Origin of the sequence: Actinokineospora xionganensis (assembly GCF_014323725.1) — a bacterium.
Lineage (GTDB): Bacteria > Actinomycetota > Actinomycetes > Mycobacteriales > Pseudonocardiaceae > Actinokineospora > Actinokineospora xionganensis.
Genome location: NZ_JABVED010000014.1, coordinates 17,914 through 37,295, shown reverse-complemented (window position 1 = coordinate 37,295; position 19,382 = coordinate 17,914). Strand labels below are relative to the sequence as shown.

Below are 19,382 nucleotides of genomic sequence, written 5' to 3'. Positions count from 1 at the left end.
AAGGGGGAGCGGGTGCCGGTTGTCGTCGTGATGGGTGTGGCGGGTTCGGGGAAGAGCACCGTCGCCGCGCTGCTCGCCGAGCGGCTCAGACTGCCGTGGATCGACGCCGACGTCTTCCACTCACCGACGAACGTCGCCCGGATGGCGGCCGGGATGCCGCTGCGCGACGCCGACCGGGAGCCGTGGCTGGCGGCGGTCGCGGAGTGGATCGCCGCCCACGCGGACACGGGGTGCGTGGTGGCGTGTTCGGCGCTCACCCGCGGCTATCGCGACCGACTGCGCGAGGCCGGGACGCCGCTGTGGTTCCTGCACCTGTGCGGCGATCGCGCGGTGCTCGCGGAGCGCCTGCGGCGGCGCCAAGGCCACTTCGCGACGGTGGCCCTCCTCGACTCGCAACTCGCGACGCTGGAGCACCTCGGCGTCGACGAGCAGGGCACGGAGATCGATGTGCGGCTGGATCCGGCGTCGATCGTGCGCGCCGCGACCGAGCGGCTCGCTGTCAGCTGACCCGCTGCCGCGGGAGTTCCGGCACGACGGCCTTTGCCGTGTCGTGGTTGCGGGCCCACCGGCGCAGCCGCGGTTCGAGTGCGGTGTAGACCTCCGGGTCGAAGGCCATCCCGGTGTGGGAGCTGCGGACCTCGACGCACCGGGCGTAGGGGTCGCGGCACAGCTTCCACGGCGCGATCCGGTCCAGTCGCGAGTACACCGCCACCGCCGGGATGCTCGACGGGAGCGGGATGGTGAGCGCTTCGGCGCTCTCGCGATAGCAGTCGCCCTCGAAACAGTCCTGGTCGAGCAGGCCCGGCACCCCGTAGGTGGAGAGCCGGGCCAGTGAGCGGGCGAGCTTGACGACGCTCGGGTTCGCGCCCAGGGGGTCGAGCACGGGACTTCCCAGCATCACCAAGCCACGCACCAGTTCCGGGCGGCGGACCGTGGCGAGCCGGGCCAGCCAGCCGCCACGGCTCTGTCCGATGAGGACGATCGGTCCGCCGGTGGCGTCCGCGTGCTCGGTCATGCGTTGGACGATCCGGTCGACGAGGGTGGTGGTGCAGCCGACGTTGAAGCCGATCCGAGCGCCGATGGGCTTGTAGCCGCGGGCGCGCAACCAGGACGCGGTCAGCGCGAGACTGTATTCGCCGACGCCGAAACCGGGTACCAGCACGACACCCTGCCCGTTGCCCTGATCCGGGTCGGTCGCGGGCCACACGGGGTGGCGCAGCAGACTCGGAACGCCCGTGATGATCGCGTGCAGCGTGTGCTCGCTCAATGCCGTGTCGACCGCCGCCATCAGCGGCTGCAACCGGCCTCCGAGGATCCGCATGGCCACTCCCCGTGCCGACCAACCGTGTCGGACCAGGGATTTCCCATTCAGCGGCGGTTGAAACCAGTCGGATCAACCAACCGCGCTCAGCAACCGTTCGACAGTCGGGTCGTTCAGCGACTCCTTGATGCAGGACCACAGTTCGAGGTTGGCCGTGGCCCAGCGCGAATAGCTCGCGGCGGCGGCGGGGGAGTAGAAGTAGAAACCCTCGTCGTGCACGTCTCGCTGTTCGCCGACGATCTTGTCGGCGAGTTCGCGCAGGCTCACGCCGTTCTCCGCCAAGTACTTGTGCGCCAACACGACCGGGGTCACCGGCAGCGCCTTGAAAAGCGTGTCGGCGTCGCTGAGCGCCTGCGCCTCCAGGGAGATGTCGCGGTGCCGGGTGCGCATCTCGGCTTCGTCGACGAGCGCGTCGATCCAGTCCACCGTCGCCGCGCCGATGCCCGCGTCGACCAGGATGCGCCTGCGCAGCGCGCTTCCCGCCGCGGCGATGGAGTTGCGCCGGACGAGGTAGTTGACATCGTGGACCAGCGCGGCCGTCTCCACGACGGCGACGTCGGAGCCGTTGAGCATGGCGAACTCGACGGCCTTGTCGCGCACGAAGCTGACGTGGTGCCAGCCGTGGAACGGCAGCCGGTCGGCGTAGCGCCCGCAGAGCACTTGGACCCGGCGGCTGACCTGCGCGATCGCGGCGACGCCGACGGTTTCGGTGGGCAGAACTGGCGTGGACATGGAACCCCTCCCGAGCGGTGTGGAATCGGGTGGGGCTGATGGTAGGTGGTTTTAGATCCTGCTGGTCAGCTCCTCAAGTCGGGATTCGACGGGGACGTGGCGGTGGCCGATCTTGGTGGCCGGGTCGAACGACAGGCTGGCGGGGCTCACGGGGCGGGATTTCACCAGGAACGTCATCGTGTGGTCGGCCGCGGCCGGGATGCGGTGGAACTCGTCGGCGAGCAGGAACCCGGACTCGCCCTCATGGCATTCGGTGCGGCGCAGCAGGGTGGCCGCGGTGATCAGGCCGGTGCCGGGGTCGATCGTGGTGGCGTAGCGCTCGTGGAGGTAGCCGCCGCGCAGGATGACCGTGCAGAAGTGGTAGCGGTGGTTGTGCACGGAGTCGGCGTAGCCGGGCCGCCAGTCGCTCTGCGGTTTGTACTCGTGCAGCCAGAAGGTGAACTGCTCGGCCTCGCGGTCGCGCAGGCACCAGGCGAAGTGGGTCGTCGTCTCCCGGGAGCGGCCGATCAAGGCCGCTGCCTTGTCCGGTCCCAGGCTCAGAAGGTGTTGTCGCAGAACGGATCTCAGCGTCGAACCGTCCACCCAGGACCCGAAGCAGTCGTGCATGGCCGACCACCGACGCGCGGGTGTGGTGCGCATCCTGTCGGCGAGCTCGGACAGCGGGGTCGACAACGAAATCAGCCCTCCAGTCCGGCTTTGGCGGAGAAGTCGTGGCGGAAGGCGTGGAACTTCGCTTCCAGCTCCTGGAACCGCTTCTGGGAGAGCGCGGTGCCGGTGACCCGCTCGAAGTGCGCCAGGAACTCCGCCCGGGTGGTGTCCGGGGTGATCTGGAACCGCCCCGCGTCCCGCGCGCCGCGCAGCCGCGCGAAATCGGCGCGTTCCATCGAGTAGATGAACGACCCCTCGGAGAAGCGCAGGGTCCGCGGGTAGAGCGAGGCGACCCCGGCGACGTCGCTGTAGAGGGTGATCCACACGCTGTCGTCGAACATCTCCAGGCGGTCCAGCGGGGGATCGGCGATGACGGTCACGTCGATCACCGAACACCGGGCACGGGCCAGATAGAGGCCGACGAGCCCGATGCGGATCTCCTCGTGCAGCGTCGCCTGGATGCCCTCGTAGTCCGCGTCGACCCCGGCGTTGCGCACCAGGTGCCGGGCGCGTCCGCTGATCGCCGTGCGCTCCCGAGGATCGGCCACGACGGCCCGCACTTCCCACTCCGCGTGGGAGTGCAGCAGCCGCACCGCGGCGTGGCGGCCGGAGAAGCCGCGGAAGCAGAACTGCCTGGTGTCCTTGAGGTCGCGCATCATCAGCGCGTTGAACGCCGGGTCGGGGTCGGTCGTGGCCTCGAAGACGTGGGTGGGGAAGAACTCCTGGTTGAGGGCCCGGTACTCCGCCGACAACTCGCGGAGCGCGCGCCTGCTCTCCTCGATCACCGGCGTCACCATCGCCCGCTGGGCGGCCGTGGCGGTGATCAGCGTCTGGCCGAACCCGACGACGGCGGACACCATGGTCCCGGTGCCGAGCGCGGCGAGTAGATTCTTGGCCGTGCCCGGGTCGAGACCGCTCGAAGTCCACATCGACGTTCCCGACACCACGAGCAGGATCAGGAGCAACAGGCCCGTTCGGGTCCAGAAGAGCTCCTGGATCGGGTGGGTGCGGAGGCCTTCGGCATCCGCGGGCACGGTGGTCACCTCCTTGGGGCGCACCCGAACGGACGAACGCGGTCAGTATCCGATCAGGCGCGCGCAGTCACTTTACGCGTGATCACCTGCCGGTGGATTGCGAAATTCGGGTGAGGATTCACGTTGGGCCGGACCGGGTGCGGCCGGTCCGGCGGCCTTTTCTAGACTCGCTGACCATGCAGAACGTCGGCAAGATCATGATCGCGGCGGCCGTGGCGGTGGGCCTGACGGCTTGCGCCCCGTCGGAGCAGGCCTCCACCCAGCCGCAGAGTGGCCCGAGCGCCCCGGGCGCGACCCAGCCCACCAAGACCAGCGAGTCCTCCGCACCGACCAGCGAGGCCGCCTCCACCGGCGCCGAGTGCACCGCCGACGACATCAAGGTCACCGGCGCGGCCAACTCCAAGCCCGAGATCACCATCCCCACCACCTGCGCGCCGCCCAAGAAGCTCATCGTCAAGGACTTGACGCCGGGCACGGGCAAGGAGGTCGTGAAGGGCAGCGACATGCTGACCCACTACCTGCTCGTCACCTGGTCGAACAAGACCGAGAAGGACTCCTCCTGGAAGCGCAACCAGCCCTTCCCGCTCCAGGGCGTCGGCGAGGCCTCGGTCATCGACGGCTGGAACGAGGGCCTGGTCGGCATCAAGCAGGGTGGCCGCAGGCTCCTGGTGGTTCCCCCGGACAAGGGCTACGGCCAGGGCGGCAACGGCATCGCCGCGAACGAGACCCTCGTCTTCGTGATCGACGCGGTCCAGGTCACCTGACCCACCTGGAACAGTCGAAACGCCCCGGAGGCCGCCACGCGGCTCCGGGGCGTTTTGGTTGTTCCCACAAAATGGGCATTATTGGGAATATCTCGTCGATCGAAAATCGCGGCGACACTTGCTTTTCAGTGCCGAATGGACAGTGGGCGGGGGCGCTGAGCCGTTTGAGTGACGAGTGATGATCTGGGCCAATTGGGTGCTTATGGTGGGGGCGTCAACGAATACGCCCCGCCGGGCCGGACCCCTGACACCGTCCCGGCGTGGCACAGAAAGGGCCAAGATGCGTAAGACCTACGGCACGGCTCTCATCGCACTCGCACTCGCGGCGGTCTCGACGACCGTCGCGACCGCGGAAACCTCCTCCCAGCAAGCGATCGACAACTACATCGTGGTGCTGGCCGACACGGCGAACGCCCGCGACGTCGCCCGCGAGCACGCGGAGTCCCACGGCGCGGCCGTGGGACACGTGTATTCCCATGCGTTACGCGGATATTCCGCTCAATTGAGCGAGAGGGCCGTCGAAGCACTGACTCGCGATGGTCGGGTGAGTTTCGTTCAGCGTGACGGAATGGTCCACACCACGGCGCAGACAATGCCCACCGGAATCGACCGAGCCGACGCCGAGAAAAGCGCGACAGCCGCGATCGACGGCGCGGACACAAGGGTGAACGTCGATGTGGCGATCATCGACACCGGTATCGATCTCGATCACCCGGACCTCAACGTGCACACCGCGGGCGCCAAGAACTGCTCCACGGGAAAGAGCGCCGACGACGGCAACGGGCACGGCACGCACGTCGCGGGCACGGTCGGCGCGCTCGACAACTCCTCGGGAGTGGTCGGCATGGCTCCCGGCGCGCGGGTCTGGCCGGTGCGGGTGCTCGACAACCGCGGCTCGGGAAGCTGGTCGGCGGTCGTCTGCGGGATCGACTACGTGACCGCGAACGCCGACAAGATCGAGATCGCCAACATGAGCCTCGGCGGTAGCGGCTCCGACGACGGCAACTGCGGCAACAGCAACAACGACGCGATGCACAAGGCGATCTGCGCCTCCGTCGCGGCCGGCGTCACCTACGTGGTGGCCGCGGGCAACAGCTACGTCGACGCGAAGGGCTTCGTGCCCGCCGCCTACGACGAAGTGATCACCGTCAGCGCGCTCGCCGACTTCGACGGCAAGTCCGGCGGCCTCGCCGGGTCGACGTGCCGCTCCGACGAGGACGACACGCTGGCCAACTTCTCCAACTTCGGCGCCGACGTCGACCTGATCGCGCCGGGCGTGTGCATCAACTCCACCTGGAAGGACGGTGGCTACAGCACGATCTCGGGCACGTCGATGGCGAGCCCGCACGTGGCAGGCGGCGCGGCCCTGTACAAGGCGACGAACCCCTCGGCCTCACCCGGTTCGGTGAAGTCCGCCCTCCAGTCGGCGGGCATGACGGACTGGATCTGGCCTGCCCAGGACCCGGATGGCATCAAGGAGAAGCTGCTGAACGTGGCGACCTTCTGACCGGACAACGCGATGTGGCCCACGCCGTCGGCGTGGGCCACATCCCATTCATCCAGTGTCGGGACGGCGACTTCAGGCACGGACACTCAGGGGATCAGCAGGAGCTTTCCGGTGGTGCGCCTGCCCTGGAGGTCCTCATGGGCCCGCCGGGCCTCCGAAAGCGGGTATCGCCCACCGACGCTCACCTTCAGGCTGCCGTCGGCGACCGCGCCGAACAGCTCGTCGGCCCGCCACCGCAGCTCCTCTTCCGTCGCGACGTGATCGGCCAGCTTCGGGCGGGTCAGGAACAGGGATCCGCCCTTGTTGAGCCGCTGTGGATCCACTGGGTCCACCGGCCCACTCGCCGCGCCGAACAGGGCCAGCGTTCCCCTGCGCTTCAAGACCGACAGGCTGCCGTCGAACGTCGTGCGCCCGACACCGTCGTAGACCGCCGCGACGCCCTCGTCGTCGGTGAGCTCCAGCGTCCGGGCCACGAAGTCCTCCTCGGTGTACCGGATCACCTCGTCGGCGCCCGCTTCCCGGGCGAGGGCCTCCTTGTCCGAAGTGGACACGGTGCCGATGACCCTGGCGCCGCGCGCCTTCGCCAGCTGCACGAGCAGCAGTCCGACACCACCGGCCGCCGCGTGGACCAGCACCGTGTCCACCGGCCGGGCCGGGTAGGTCGAGGTCACCAGGTAGTGGGCGGTGAGTCCCTGCAGCATCGTGGCCGCGGCGGTCTCGTCGTCGACGCCGTCGGGAACGCGGACCGCGACCGTGGACTTCACCAGGACGTGTTCGGCGTAGCTGCCCATCGCGTCGGCCCAGGCGACCCGGTCGCCCACGGCGCGGTCGCCGACGTCGTCGCCGACCGCGGTGATCGTCCCGGCGCCCTCAAGGCCGAGGCCGAAGGGCAGCGGCAGGGGGTAGATGCCGTCGCGGTGGTAGGTGTCGATGTAGTTGACGCCCGCCGCTTTCACCCGGACGAGTACCTCGCCGGGGCCTGGTGCGGGGATCTCCCGGTCGGTGTAGGTCAGTACTTCGGGGCCACCGGTGCGCGTCACCACCACTGCCTTTGTCATGTTCCAAGCATGCCCGAGTGGAACCGCTCACGGTGGACGGGTCCCACCGCGCGGTTGGTCCTAAGCTCGGTCCGTGGCTGACGAGAACACCGAACCCCAGGTCCCCGCCCAGGCCGTCAAGGCCGCCACCGCGTTCGTCGCGGACCATGGCAAGCCGAGTCGGGCCGTTGTGCAGAACATCGGGCGCACCGGCGCGCGCGTCGTGCTCGTCGGCGACGACGGTGCGATGGGCGACATCATCGTGCCCGACCCCGCCGCGGGGGAGGCCCTCGTCGCGAAGATCGAGGGTCTCGAACTGTCGGAGTGGGACCGCGAGACCGTGGAGGCCACCAAGATCGGCGCCGGTCACCGGCGCAAGATGGCCGCCAGGGCCCGGGGTTAGCTAGACCGCGATTACCTGCGCGTCTTCCGTTTCGACGGACGCGCGCGGGTAGTCGCGCGTCGCGCACCACAGGCTCGCGGTGGCGACGATGACCGCCATCGCGCCGAGCACGTGCAGCGACACCAGCATCTCCGGCACCCCGGTCCAGAACTGGACGAACCCCAGCGAGCCCTGCGCGAGCACGACGGCGACCAGGGCGTAGAACCGGCGCCACAGCGAGCGGTCCGAGCGCGAGTGCAGCAGGAACCCGACCGCGAGCACCATGCCGAGGTAGACGAACAGGAACGCGGCGTGCACGTGCGCCAGCGTCTCCACCGGCAGCCCCAGCCGCGGCGTCTCCGGGTCGCCCGCGTGCGGACCCGCTCCGGTGACCATGGTGCCGACGACGAGCAGCCCGGCGAGCACCACGATCATGGCGGTGAGCAGCCCGCGCAGCCCCGCGGGGCCGCGGACGACCCGCGGGCCGTCACCCTCGTCGACCGCGTGGACGAGCAGCACGGCCAGCCACACCATCACGGCCGAGACCATGAAGTGCACCGCCACCGTCCACCACAGCAGGTCCAGCCGCACGGTCGCGCCGCCGATGGCCGCCTGCAGCAGCACCCCGAGCGGCATGATCAGCGCCAGCCGCAGGTAGCGGCGGCGGTGCGGGCGGTCGAGGTAGGCCAGGAAGAACGCGGCGATCGCGATGAACCCGACGACGCCGGTCAGCATCCGGTTGCCGAACTCGATCCACTGGTGCAGGGCGGCGAACTCCGGGTGGTCGACCGGCACCATGCTGCCCGGATGGCACTGCGGCCACGTGGTGCAGCCCAGGCCCGACCCGGTCACCCGGACCACCGACCCGGTGACCGCGATCAGCGCCTGCGTGACGACGACAGCGACCGCGACGGCCCGCTGGGTGCGGACACTGGGCGCGGGCAGGCGGTCGATCCGGTCCTTCAACGATTGCGGCAGCACGCGACGATGGTAGGCGGGCCCTCCTGAGAGCGCGTCCGCGGCCGGTCGGCGATGTGGCAGGCCTCCCATCGTGCGCCGAACGGGGCGTTCCTCGGCGATCTTCGCCGTTCATTCCCACGCAGTGATCATGAGCTACTACACTGAGTCGTCAGAGGGCGAACTCCCCCATCGCCTCTCTTAGCTGTCGCCGGCCCGGTCGCGTCCCCCCTCGACCAGGGCCGGCGGCAGCGTCCAGTGGTCGATCCCCCGGCACGGGTCTACCGTCGGTTCGGACGACGATCACTGGAGGCCGCGTGAACGTGTTCTTGTGGATCGTGCAGGGTGTGCTCGCCGCGGTCTTCCTGGCCGCGGGCTCCATGAAGCTGGCCAAGTCGCATGAAGCGCTCAAGGCCGATCCGAACATGGCGTGGACTCAGGATTTCTCCGGCGGCGTCGTGAAGGCGATCGGCGCGCTGGAGATTCTCGCCGCGGTCGGGCTGATCCTCCCGTGGCTCACCGGTATCGCGCCGGTGCTGACTCCGCTGGCGGCACTCGGGCTCGTCGTGCTGCAACTCGGCGCCTTCGCGACCCATCTGCGGCGCGGCGAGATGAAGATGCTCCCGGTCAACGCCGTGCTGTTCGTGATGGCGGCCCTCGTCGCCTGGCAGCGCTACCGCGACCTCTGAGCGGGCCCGTCAGACGAGTTTGGTCGTGCGCGTGGCCAGCAGCGCCGCGCCGCCGCCCCAGCCCGCGAGGATCGCGAACACCGACCAGTCCGGCACCCTGCCGTCGACCAAGGCCGTTGTCAGACCTTCCGTCAGTGCCGCGCTCGGCAGCAGCCGAACCACTGTCGCCATCCCCTCCGGCAGCGAGTCGGCGGCGACGATGATGCCGCCTGCCAGGAGGAGCACGAACCACACGATGTTGGCCAGCGCCAGCACGACCTCGGCCTTCAGCGCGCCGCCGAGCAGGACGCCGAGGGCCCCGAACGCCACGGTGCCCAGCACCACCAGCAACACCGTCCACACCAGACCGGACGGCGACGGGGACCAGCCCAGCAGCGCCGCCGTCAGTGCCAGCAGCACCAACTGCAGGACAACCACGCCCAACGCCGCGAGCACCCGGCCCGCGACCAGCAGCCAGCGCGGCAGGGCAGTGGCGGCCAGCCGCTTGAGGACGCCGTAGCGGCGGTCGAAGCCCAGGGCGATCGCCTGGCCGGTGAACGCCGACGACATCACCGCCAGGGCGAAGATCCGGGGGGTCACCGAGTCCACCCGCGGCTCGGGCATGTCGATGATCTTCAGCACACTGAGCCCGACCAGCAGCGCCAGCGGGATCAGGACGGTCAGCAGGACCTGTTCGCCGTTGCGCAGGGTCAGCATCGCCTCGGTGCGCGCGTGCGTGAGCAGCATCCGCAGGGGCTTGCCCGCCCCCGGCGCCGGGGTGAAGGTGCCGGCCTCGAATCGTGCGGTCACGAGCGCAGCTCCCGTCCGGTCAGGTCGAGGAAGACGTCCTCAAGGCTGCGCCTGCCCACCTGCAGCTCCTGGGCGAGCACACCCTGCTGCGCGCACCACGACGTCACCGCCGAGACGACCTGGGGATCGACCGTGCCGGTCACCAGGTAGTGGCCCGCCATCGGCTCGCTCACCCGACACCCCTGGGGGAGCGCGGTCAGCAGGAGCGTGGTGTCCAACCCCGACTTGGCGCGGAACTTCAGGTGCTGTTCGTCCTCGCCCTGCTCGGTGAGCTCGCGCGGGCTGCCCTGGGCCACCACCCGGCCGTGGTCGATGATCACCACCTGGTCGGCGAGCGCCTCGGCTTCCTCCATCAGGTGGGTGGTGAGCAGCACGCTCACGCCGTCGGCGCGCAGCGCGGCCACCAGCTCCCAGACCAGCCTGCGGGCCTGGGGGTCCATCCCGGCGGTCGGTTCGTCGAGGAACACCAGCTCGGGCCTGCCGATGAGAGCGCAGGCGAGCGAGAGCCGCTGCTGCTGCCCACCGGAGAGGCGCTTGTACGGGGTGCGGGTCGCGCCCGCGAGCCCGAGGATGTCGAGCAGCCAGGCCGGGTCGAGGGGGTTGGCCGCGCACGCCGCCACCAGGGTGAGCATCTCGTCGACCCGCACGCCGGGGTAGGCGCCGCCGCCCTGCGGCATCACGCCGATCCGGGGGCGCAGCTTCTCGCCGTCGGTGGCCGGGTCCAGGCCGAGGACACGGACCGAACCGCCGTCGCGGCGCAGGAAGCCCTCGCAGATCTCGATGCTGGTGGTCTTGCCCGCGCCGTTGGGCCCGAGCAGGGCCAGCACGGAACCACGTTCCACGGTGAACCCGATGCCGTCGACGGCAAGGGTGGACCCATAACTCTTGGCCAGGTCGGACACCTCGACGGCGGGCACACTCACGACTCGAAAGCCTAAGGCGTGCCGGTGGTCACTCGGCGGGCGGGCGGCCACGGCAGGTGCCGCCACACCACGGCGACCGCCGCGAGGGTCGTGATCGCCGCGGCGAGGTAGGCGTAGGGGAGCACGAAGATGTGTCCGTCGAAGGTCCCCCCGGTCGGCGCCACCACCACGGCGAGACCCGCGCTGATCACCATCGCCGCCGTGCGGAACCGGGTGTTGCCCGCCGCGGCGGCCAGCGGGAGCGCCGCCCACAGCAGGTACCAGGCGTGCACGGCCGCGCCGAACACCAGCACCGCGCCCAGCGCGACACCCAGCCCGGTCAGCGGGCGCAGCTTCCACCGGAAGCTGTCGAGCAGCAGCTTCGCCGCGATCAGCGGGCCGATGATGGCGCCGAACAGCCGCGCCACGGTGATGGCGGCGTCGGTGTGGTTGCCCAGGCCCATGATGATGCCCAGGCCGCCGGCGCCGAAGCCGAGCGCGGTCATCGGCGCGAGCCAGCTCTTGATGGTCGACGCGGTGTTGAGCGTGCTGACCCAGCCGTAGCCCAGGCCGCTGCCGAACGAGCAGGCGGTGAGCACGACCAGGAACACCACGCCCAGCCCGCCCGCGACCTGGAACAGGTGTTTCCACTTCCCGCCCATCCGCCGGGCGATCATCACTCCCAGGAAGCCCAGCGCCAGCGCCGCCGGGATCTTCACCGCCGCGCCGAGGGTGATGACCGCGCCGCCGATCGCGTACCAGGCCAGTTCGCCGCGCTGCCATGGCGGGAACGGCCCGTCCGGAGTCACCTTCGCCATCCGGGTCAGCGCCAGTTCGAACCCGACCAGCATCAGGCCGATCGCCAGGGCCTCGTTGTGCACGCCCACGACCAGGTGGAACAGCACCAGCGGGTTGGCCGCGCCCAGCCACAGGGCGCTCACCGGGCTCACCCCGAAGCGCTTCGCCAGCCGGGGGAGCGACCACACGATCATCGCCAGGCCGATCAGCGCCAGCAGCCGGTGCAGTGCCACCCCGTGGACGACGTGGTCGCCGGTGAGCCAGTTGATGGCCTTGCCCAGGGTGAGGAACAGCGGGCCGTACGGCGACGGCGTCTCCCGCCAGATCGTCGGCACACCCTGGGTGAGCGGGTGGTCGACCCCGAGTGCCTGCGCCGGGCCGAGCGTGTACGGGTCCATGCCGCGGGCGACGATCTCGCTCTGGGCCAGGTAGCTGTAGACGTCGCGGCTGAAGCTGGGGACGGTGAACACCAGCGGCGTGATCCACATCACCAGCGTCCGGGCCATCTGTGGCACCGAGACGACCCGCTCGCGGCCGGGGCGCGACAGTCTGCCCAGCGCCAGCCAGGCCACCACGATCATGAACACGCCGGTGAAGCCGATCGCGAGCGACACGGTGGTCATCCGGATGAACAGGTTGAACACCGGGAGCCGGATGACCGGGTTGAACACCGGAGCGGCCCCGGCGCCCAGCGAGCCCACGGTGAGTAGCAGCGCGCCCACCGTGCCGAACCGCCGCACGATGTCGAGCTGCTTGCGCTCCACCGCGTTGAGTGCGCCCGCCTCGTCATCGGATACCCGCACGCGCCGCCCCGCCTCTGCCGTCACCACGACGGAAAGACTAGCCACCCCCAACCACCCGTCAGCACGGACGCGAGTCCCACGTTCCCGACAGTGAGTTCATCGTCGTGAACGTTGAACTCACTGTCGGGAACGTGGGACTCGCGGGTTGGTGCGGGTGAGGCCGGTCACCGGAAGGCACCCCACCTTTGCCCCTCGGACGGAAATAAGACACACTTGTGTTGTGAAAAAGACCGCCCCCGCTCCGCGGACCCCAGAGGAGACCCATGGTCTCGCTGGTGTCGGGCAGCAGGACGGCCGCACCCGCGTTGGTGTGGCCCGCCTGCTGCTGGAGCAGGGACCGATCTCGGCCGTCGCTGTCGCCGAGGCGCTGGGGCTCAGCCCCGCCGCCGTCCGCAGGCACCTCGACGCCCTGGTGGCCGACGGGGAGGCCTACACCCGTGAGGCCCCGCGCCTGGGCCACCGCGGCCGCGGTCGTCCGGCGAAGCTCTTCCTGCTCACCGAGGCGGGCCGGTCCCGCTTCGGCCACGCCTACGACGACCTGGCCATCTCCGCCCTGCGCTTCCTGGCCGAGACCGGTGGGGAGCAGGCGGTCCGCGCGTTCGCGGAGCGCCGGATGGGCACCCTGGTCGACCGGCACCGCGCCGCCATCACCTCGGTGGAGGACCCGGCGGGTCGGGCACAGGCCCTGGCCGTCGCGCTGACCCGCGAGGGTTACGCTGCGTCGACACGCAGTGTCGGCGCCGGGGAGCAGCTCTGCCAGCACCACTGCCCCGTCGCGCACGTCGCGGCGGAGTTCCCCCAGCTGTGCGAGGTCGAGACGGCGGCGTTCGCCGCGCTTCTCGGCACCCACGTGCAGCGCCTGGCGACGATCGCGAACGGCGACGCCGCGTGCACCACGCACGTGCCGCTCCAGTCACCAGGCAGTGCGGGTCACACGACTACCGCGCCACCAGTACCAAATGGAGGGAAGTCCCTATGACTGCCGCTGCCGAGCAGCGCACCACCACGCAGCTCACCCAGGAAGAGACCATCGACTCCCTGGGTCGCTACGAATTCGGCTGGGCCGACACCGACGTCGCGGGCGCAGCCGCCCAGCGCGGGTTGTCGGAGGCCGTGGTCCGGGACATCTCGGCCAAGAAGAGCGAGCCCGAGTGGATGCTCGAGTCCCGGCTGAAGGGTCTGCGGCTTTTCGACCGCAAGCCCATGCCGAGCTGGGGCGCCGACCTGTCGGGGATCGACTTCGACAACATCAAGTACTTCGTGCGGTCCACGGAGAAGCAGGCCCAGTCCTGGGAGGACCTGCCCGAGGACATCAAGAACACCTACGACAAGCTGGGCATCCCGGAGGCCGAGAAGGCCCGCCTGGTGTCCGGTGTCGCCGCGCAGTACGAGTCCGAAGTGGTCTATCACAAGATCAACGAGGAGCTCGAGAAGCAGGGTGTCATCTTCCTCGACACCGACACCGCGCTCAAGGAGCACCCGGAGCTGTTCGCCGAGTACTACGGCTCGGTGATCCCGCACGGGGACAACAAGTTCTCCGCGCTCAACGGCGCCGTGTGGTCGGGTGGCTCGTTCATCTACGTGCCCAAGGGCGTCCACGTCGAGATCCCGCTGCAGGCCTACTTCCGGATCAACACCGAGAACATGGGCCAGTTCGAGCGCACGCTGATCATCGTCGACGAGGGTGCCTATGTGCACTACGTCGAGGGCTGCACCGCCCCGATCTACTCCTCCGACTCGCTGCACTCCGCGGTCGTGGAGATCATCGTGAAGAAGGGCGGCCGCTGCCGCTACACGACCATCCAGAACTGGTCGAACAACGTCTACAACCTGGTCACCAAGCGCGCCAAGGCCGAAGAGGGCGCGACCATGGAGTGGATCGACGGCAACATCGGCTCCAAGGTCACCATGAAGTACCCGGCCGTCTACCTGATGGGCGAGCACGCCCACGGTGAGGTCCTGTCCATCGCCTTCGCGGGCGAGGGCCAGCACCAGGACGCGGGCGCCAAGATGGTCCACCTCGCGCCGCACACGACCTCGAAGATCGAGTCGAAGTCGGTGGCGCGCGGCGGCGGCCGCACGTCCTACCGCGGCCTGGTCCAGGTCAACAAGCGGGCGCACCACTCGAAGTCCACGGTCAAGTGCGACGCGCTGCTGGTCGACACGATCAGCCGCTCCGACACCTACCCGTACGTCGACATCCGCGAGGACGACGTTCAGATGGGCCACGAGGCCACGGTGTCGAAGGTCAGCGACGACCAGCTGTTCTACCTGATGTCGCGCGGCCTGTCCGAGGACGAGGCCATGGCGATGATCGTGCGCGGGTTCGTCGAGCCCATCGCGCGTGAGCTGCCCATGGAGTACGCGCTTGAACTGAACCGCCTGATCGAACTGCAGATGGAAGGGGCCGTCGGCTAGTGGGAACGTCACTGTCTGCCGCACCAATTAGTCAGTCGCGTTCTGAGGGCGGAGCGCGGGTTCCCGAGGCATCGCGTGCCGACTGGTTCTCCTCTTACGACGTCAACGCGTTCGAGGTGCCGACGGGCCGCGAGGAGATTTGGCGCTTCACGCCGATGAAGCGGCTGGCCGGCCTGCACGAGGGTGCCGAGGCCACCGGTGCGGCGACCGTCGAGGTCGACGCGCCCGGCGAGTTCACCGTCGAGACGGTCGCCCGCGGCGACAAGCGGCTCGGAGAAGCGGGCAAGCCCGCCGACCGGGTCGCCGCCCAGGCGTTCAGCTCGTTCGCCGAGGCCACGATCCTCACCGCGGCCAAGGAGCAGCGCGCGTCCGCTCCGACGACCGTCAAGGTCACCGGACCGGGCGAGGGCAAGCTCGCCTACGGCCACCTGCAGATCCGCGCCGAGCTGTACGCCGAAGCCGTCGTGGTCATCGACCACCGCGGTTCCGGTGTCTACGCCGACAACGTGGAGTTCGTGCTCGCCGAGGGCTCCAAGCTCACTGTGGTGTCCATCCAGGACTGGGCCGACGACGCCGTGCACGTGTCCGCGCAGCACGCCAGGATCGGCAAGGACGCGGTGCTCAAGCACACCGTCGTCACCCTTGGCGGCGACCTGGTCCGCGTGTCCCCGACGGCGTACTTCGCCGAGCGGGGCGGGGAAGTCGACCTCACCGGTCTGTACTTCGCCGACGCCGGACAGCACTTCGAGCACCGGACCTTTGTGGACCACGCGCAGCCGAACTGCACGTCGAACGTGACGTACAAGGGCGCGCTGCAGGGCGAGGGCGCGCACACCGTGTGGATCGGCGACGTGCTGATCCGCGTGGCGGCCGAGGGCACGCAGACCTACGAGCTCAACCGGAACCTCCTGCTGACCGACGGCGCGCGCGCCGACTCGGTGCCGAACCTGGAGATCGAGACCGGCGAGATCGCCGGAGCGGGCCACGCCAGCGCGACCGGCCGCTTCGACGACGAGCAGTTGTTCTACTTGCAGGCGCGGGGAATCCCGGAGGACCAGGCTCGACGCCTGGTCGTGCGCGGCTTCTTCCACGAGTTGCTGATGAAGATCACCGTTCCCGAGGTGCGCGAGCGCCTTGAGGCGGCGATCGAGGCCGAACTGGAAGCAGTCGGGGTATGAGTCGCGCCTGTGCACTGTCCGATCTGGACGACGGCAAACCGCACGCCGTCGAGATCGATGATGTCTCCGTGGTGCTTGTGCGCCAGGGCGACGAGGTGCACGCACTGCGCGACGAGTGCTCGCACGCCGAACTGGCACTGTCCGAAGGGGAGCTGACCCGCAAGGGTCTGGAGTGCTGGCTGCACGGGTCGTGTTTCGACCTGCGCACCGGCGCCCCTTCGGCTCCGCCCGCGACCGAACCCGTCGATGTGTACGCCGTGACGATCATCGATGGGGATGTTCACGTGGACGTCCAGCGCGTGACAAATACAGGCGTCACTACCACCACGAACTGAAGGAAACCGCACGACATGGCCACGCTGGAGATCAAGGACCTGCACGTCTCGGTCAACACCGACGAAGGTCCCAAGGAGATCCTCAAGGGCGTCGACCTGACCATCAAGGCAGGCGAGACCCACGCGATCATGGGCCCCAACGGGTCCGGCAAGTCCACCCTGTCCTACGCGATCGCCGGTCATCCCAAGTACCAGGTGACCTCGGGCACGATCACGCTCGACGGCGAGGACGTCCTGGCCATGAGCGTGGACGAGCGCGCCCGCGCGGGCCTGTTCCTGGCCATGCAGTACCCGGTCGAGGTTCCCGGCGTGTCGATGTCGAACTTCCTGCGCACCGCGGCCACCGCCGTGCGGGGCGAGGCGCCGAAGCTGCGGACCTGGGTCAAGGAGGTCAAGGCCGCCATGGGCGAGTTGGACATCGACCCGGCCTTCGCCGAGCGCAGCGTCAACGAGGGTTTCTCCGGCGGCGAGAAGAAGCGCCACGAGATCCTGCAGCTCGCGCTGCTGCAGCCGAAGATCGCCATCCTCGACGAGACCGACTCCGGCCTCGACGTCGACGCCCTGCGCGTCGTGTCCGAGGGCGTCAACCGGTTCCAGGCCTCCGGCGAGCACGGTGTCCTGCTGATCACGCACTACACCCGCATCCTGCGCCACATCACGCCCGACTTCGTGCACGTCTTCGCGGCGGGCAAGATCGTCGAGTCCGGCGGCAAGGAGCTGGCCGACCAGCTCGAGGCCGAGGGCTACGTGAAATACGCGGGCATCCAGGAAGCCGCGACCACTTCCTGACGTTGCACAGGACAGAATCCACGGAGAGGGGTGTCAGGTGACCGGCCACGGGTTTGACGTCGAGCAGGTCCGCAAGGACTTCCCGATCCTGCAGCGCAGGCTCGCCGAGGACCGGCCGCTGGTCTACCTCGACAGCGCGAACACGTCGCAGAAGCCGCAGTCGGTGATCGACACGCTCACCGAGCACTACGAGCGCCACAACGCCAACGTGGCCCGCGCCGTGCACCAACTCGGCGAGGAGTCCACGGCGGCGTTCGAGGGCGCCCGCGACAAGATCGCGGCGTTCATCGGCGCGCCCAGCCGCGACGAGATCATCTTCACCCGGGGCATCACCGAGGCGATCAACCTGGTCTCCAACGTGCTGGCCTGGGCCGATGAGCCGTACCGGGTAGGCCCCGGCGACGAGGTCGTCGTCACCGAGATGGAGCACCACTCCAACATCGTGCCGTGGCAGCTGCTCACGCAGCGGACCGGCGCGACGCTGAAGTGGTTCGGCATCACCGACGACGGCAGGCTCGACCTGTCGAACATCGACGAGCTGATCACCGAGCGCACCAAGGTCGTCTCCCTCGTGCATGTGTCGAACATGCTGGGCACGATCAACCCGGTCGCCGAGATCGCCCGCCGCGCCAAGGCTGTCGGCGCGCTCGTCGTGCTCGACGCCGCGCAGGCGGGTCCGCAGCTGCCGTACGACGTCATGGAGACCGGAGCCGACCTGATCGGCTTCACCGGGCACAAGCTGCTGGGTCCCACCGGCATCGGTGTCCTGTGGGGACGGTCGGAGGTGCTCGCGGCGCTGCCCCCGTTCCACGGTGGCGGCGAGATGATCGAGGACGTCCGGATGGAGCGCTCCACGTACGCTCCGGCTCCGCACAAGTTCGAGGCGGGCACCCCCCCGATCGCGCAGGCGATCGGGCTGGGCGCGGCGATCGACTACCTCAGCGCGCTGGGCATGGAGAACGTGGCCGCGCACGAGCAGGCGATCACCGGCTACGCGCTGGAGCGGATGCTTGAGGTGCCGGGCGTGCGGATTCTCGGCCCGACCGACATGGTCGACCGCGGCGGGGCGATCAGCTTCACCATGGAAGGCCTGCACCCGCACGACATCAGCCAGGTGCTCGACTCGTACGGCATCGCCGTGCGCGGAGGGCACCACTGCGCCAAGCCCGCGCACCGCAGGCTCGGCGCGCAGTCCTCGACCCGGGTGTCCGGTTACCTGTACACCACCGAGGCCGAGATCGACGCGATGATCGAGGGGCTGCACCAGGTCCGCAAGTTCTTCGGGGTGGCGTGATGCAGCTGCAGCAGATGTACCAGGAGATCATCCTGGACCACTACAAGAACCCACACGGACGGGGTCTGCGCGACCCGTTCGACGCGGAGTCCTTCCAGGTCAACCCGACCTGCGGCGACGAGGTCACCCTGCGGGTGAAGCTCGACGGCGACAAGGTCGCGGACGTGTCGTACGAGGGGCAGGGCTGTTCGATCAGCCAGGCGTCCACGTCGGTGCTGACGGACCTGGTGGTCGGCCGGGACGTCGCGGCCGCACTGTCCACTATGGACGCGTTCGTGGAGCTGATGCAGGGCCGGGGTCAGGTCGAACCGGATGAGGACGTGCTGGAGGACGGCATCGCCTTCGCGGGTGTGGCCAAGTACCCGGCGCGGGTGAAGTGTGCTCTGCTTGGCTGGATGGCTTTCAAGGACGCGGTTGCCCGTTCGGGCGAAGGAGTGACAGCGCGATGAGCACCGAGAACGACGCAGAAGAAGTCCAGCGCGGCGCCGCGGGGATGCCCGACCAGGCCCCCCGAGCCGACCTGGCCACCTTGGACGACCTCGAAGAGGCCATGCGCGACGTGGTCGACCCCGAGTTGGGGATCAACGTCGTCGACCTCGGCCTGGTGTACGACATCCGGGTCGAGGACGACAACACCGCGACGATCGACATGACCCTGACGTCGGCGGCCTGCCCACTGACCGACGTGATCGAAGACCAGACCCGCGCGGCGCTGACCGGCGGCGGCTTGGTCGACGACTTCCGGATCAACTGGGTCTGGATGCCCCCGTGGGGCCCGGAGAAGATCACCGACGACGGCCGCGAGCAGCTGCGCGCTCTAGGCTTCACTGTGTAGATGGCGCTGTGACATGGCGCCGCCTTCGGCGATCCTTCCCGCTCGGTCACCACAAAGCGACCGAGCCGCGCTGGCGAGCCGGCGCCATGTCACAGTCTTCGTTTTGTTTTCACCCTTTCAGGGACTACTCCGTCACCTTATTGCTGTGCGACGCTGGAATCTCCTTGGGG

At 69.2% G+C, this 19,382-nt stretch carries 22 protein-coding genes; 13 read left to right on the top strand and 9 right to left on the bottom strand.

The window, feature by feature from the left end:
• Nucleotides 1-12 precede the first annotated feature (12 nt).
• Nucleotides 13-507: a gluconokinase gene (locus tag GPZ80_RS23050; protein WP_312880516.1), complete on the top strand. Its 495-nt coding sequence runs from the start codon at nt 13-15 to the stop codon at nt 505-507.
• Here the strand turns inward: GPZ80_RS23050 and GPZ80_RS23045 are convergent.
• From GPZ80_RS23045 to GPZ80_RS23030, 4 genes are all read right to left on the bottom strand, one after another.
• Complete coding sequence (locus GPZ80_RS23045; protein ID WP_246477386.1) at nt 500-1,321, bottom strand: alpha/beta hydrolase; 822 nt, start codon at nt 1,319-1,321, stop codon at nt 500-502. The genes GPZ80_RS23050 and GPZ80_RS23045 overlap by 8 nt on opposite strands.
• A gap of 72 nt (nt 1,322-1,393) precedes the next feature.
• The gene (locus GPZ80_RS23040) at nt 1,394-2,053 is read right to left on the bottom strand and encodes an HD domain-containing protein (protein ID WP_187223161.1); all 660 of its coding nucleotides are present in this window, start codon (nt 2,051-2,053) and stop codon (nt 1,394-1,396) included.
• A 51-nt stretch (nt 2,054-2,104) separates the two neighbouring features.
• Nucleotides 2,105-2,734, bottom strand: coding sequence for a hypothetical protein (locus GPZ80_RS23035; RefSeq protein WP_187223272.1), 630 nt, complete (start codon nt 2,732-2,734; stop codon nt 2,105-2,107).
• Nucleotides 2,731-3,735, bottom strand: a complete 1,005-nt coding sequence (locus GPZ80_RS23030; protein WP_187223160.1) for a hypothetical protein — start codon at nt 3,733-3,735, stop codon at nt 2,731-2,733. Before GPZ80_RS23030 ends, GPZ80_RS23035 begins: the two co-directional genes overlap by 4 nt.
• A 176-nt stretch (nt 3,736-3,911) precedes the next feature.
• On the opposite strand from GPZ80_RS23030, the gene GPZ80_RS23025 reads away from it, so the two are divergent.
• Nucleotides 3,912-4,499: an FKBP-type peptidyl-prolyl cis-trans isomerase gene (locus GPZ80_RS23025; protein ID WP_187223159.1), complete on the top strand. Its 588-nt coding sequence runs from the start codon at nt 3,912-3,914 to the stop codon at nt 4,497-4,499.
• A 280-nt stretch (nt 4,500-4,779) separates the two neighbouring features.
• Nucleotides 4,780-6,006, top strand: coding sequence for a S8 family peptidase (locus GPZ80_RS23020; protein ID WP_187223158.1), 1,227 nt, complete (start codon nt 4,780-4,782; stop codon nt 6,004-6,006).
• 86 nt (nt 6,007-6,092) lie between these two features.
• Here the strand turns inward: GPZ80_RS23020 and GPZ80_RS23015 are convergent, their stop codons facing one another.
• Nucleotides 6,093-7,064 (bottom strand): quinone oxidoreductase family protein, encoded by a 972-nt coding sequence (locus GPZ80_RS23015; protein ID WP_187223157.1) that lies wholly within the window; start codon nt 7,062-7,064, stop codon nt 6,093-6,095.
• A 73-nt stretch (nt 7,065-7,137) separates the two neighbouring features.
• On the opposite strand from GPZ80_RS23015, the gene GPZ80_RS23010 reads away from it, so the two are divergent.
• Nucleotides 7,138-7,446, top strand: a complete 309-nt coding sequence (locus GPZ80_RS23010) for a hypothetical protein (RefSeq protein WP_187223156.1) — start codon at nt 7,138-7,140, stop codon at nt 7,444-7,446.
• Here the strand turns inward: GPZ80_RS23010 and GPZ80_RS23005 are convergent, their stop codons facing one another.
• The gene (locus GPZ80_RS23005) at nt 7,447-8,406 is read right to left on the bottom strand and encodes a COX15/CtaA family protein (protein ID WP_312880515.1); all 960 of its coding nucleotides are present in this window, start codon (nt 8,404-8,406) and stop codon (nt 7,447-7,449) included.
• 293 nt (nt 8,407-8,699) lie between these two features.
• Between GPZ80_RS23005 and GPZ80_RS23000 the strand changes: the two genes are divergently transcribed.
• Complete coding sequence (locus GPZ80_RS23000; protein WP_187223154.1) at nt 8,700-9,071, top strand: DoxX family protein; 372 nt, start codon at nt 8,700-8,702, stop codon at nt 9,069-9,071.
• A 9-nt stretch (nt 9,072-9,080) separates the two neighbouring features.
• Here GPZ80_RS23000 and GPZ80_RS22995 read toward each other — a convergent pair whose 3' ends face one another.
• From GPZ80_RS22995 to mptB, 3 genes are read right to left on the bottom strand one after another with little or no spacing between them, the layout of a single operon-like run.
• The gene (locus GPZ80_RS22995) at nt 9,081-9,797 is read right to left on the bottom strand and encodes an ABC transporter permease (RefSeq protein ID WP_187223271.1); all 717 of its coding nucleotides are present in this window, start codon (nt 9,795-9,797) and stop codon (nt 9,081-9,083) included.
• Nucleotides 9,798-9,856: 59 nt separating this feature from the next.
• A complete protein-coding gene (locus GPZ80_RS22990) occupies nt 9,857-10,783 on the bottom strand; it encodes an ABC transporter ATP-binding protein (protein WP_187223153.1) in 927 nt (308 codons plus the stop codon).
• A gap of 11 nt (nt 10,784-10,794) precedes the next feature.
• Nucleotides 10,795-12,390: a polyprenol phosphomannose-dependent alpha 1,6 mannosyltransferase MptB gene (mptB, locus tag GPZ80_RS22985; RefSeq protein WP_312880514.1), complete on the bottom strand. Its 1,596-nt coding sequence runs from the start codon at nt 12,388-12,390 to the stop codon at nt 10,795-10,797.
• Between the two features lie 193 nt (nt 12,391-12,583).
• Between mptB and GPZ80_RS22980 the strand changes: the two genes are divergently transcribed.
• Genes GPZ80_RS22980 through GPZ80_RS22945 form a run of 8 tightly spaced genes read left to right on the top strand, consistent with a single transcriptional unit; the run spans nt 12,584 to nt 19,212 of the window.
• The gene (locus GPZ80_RS22980; RefSeq protein WP_187223152.1) at nt 12,584-13,342 is read left to right on the top strand and encodes a helix-turn-helix transcriptional regulator; all 759 of its coding nucleotides are present in this window, start codon (nt 12,584-12,586) and stop codon (nt 13,340-13,342) included.
• Nucleotides 13,339-14,781 carry a Fe-S cluster assembly protein SufB gene (gene sufB, locus GPZ80_RS22975; RefSeq protein WP_187223151.1) on the top strand — a complete coding sequence of 481 codons (1,443 nt, stop codon included), beginning with the start codon at nt 13,339-13,341 and terminating at the stop codon, nt 14,779-14,781. The genes GPZ80_RS22980 and sufB overlap by 4 nt, the downstream gene beginning before the upstream one ends.
• An 11-nt stretch (nt 14,782-14,792) precedes the next feature.
• Nucleotides 14,793-15,959 carry a Fe-S cluster assembly protein SufD gene (gene sufD, locus GPZ80_RS22970; RefSeq protein WP_222719755.1) on the top strand — a complete coding sequence of 389 codons (1,167 nt, stop codon included), beginning with the start codon at nt 14,793-14,795 and terminating at the stop codon, nt 15,957-15,959.
• Entirely contained in the window at nt 15,956-16,294 is a 339-nt protein-coding gene (locus GPZ80_RS22965) for a non-heme iron oxygenase ferredoxin subunit (RefSeq protein WP_187223149.1), read from the top strand. The genes sufD and GPZ80_RS22965 overlap by 4 nt, the downstream gene beginning before the upstream one ends.
• Nucleotides 16,295-16,309: 15 nt before the next feature.
• A complete protein-coding gene (gene sufC, locus GPZ80_RS22960; protein WP_187223148.1) occupies nt 16,310-17,083 on the top strand; it encodes a Fe-S cluster assembly ATPase SufC in 774 nt (257 codons plus the stop codon).
• 37 nt (nt 17,084-17,120) lie between these two features.
• Complete coding sequence (locus GPZ80_RS22955) at nt 17,121-18,377, top strand: cysteine desulfurase (RefSeq protein WP_187223147.1); 1,257 nt, start codon at nt 17,121-17,123, stop codon at nt 18,375-18,377.
• The gene (gene sufU, locus GPZ80_RS22950) at nt 18,377-18,826 is read left to right on the top strand and encodes a Fe-S cluster assembly sulfur transfer protein SufU (protein ID WP_187223146.1); all 450 of its coding nucleotides are present in this window, start codon (nt 18,377-18,379) and stop codon (nt 18,824-18,826) included. Before GPZ80_RS22955 ends, sufU begins: the two co-directional genes overlap by 1 nt.
• Nucleotides 18,827-18,870: 44 nt before the next feature.
• Nucleotides 18,871-19,212 (top strand): metal-sulfur cluster assembly factor, encoded by a 342-nt coding sequence (locus GPZ80_RS22945; RefSeq protein ID WP_376771710.1) that lies wholly within the window; start codon nt 18,871-18,873, stop codon nt 19,210-19,212.
• Nucleotides 19,213-19,382 lie beyond the last annotated feature (170 nt).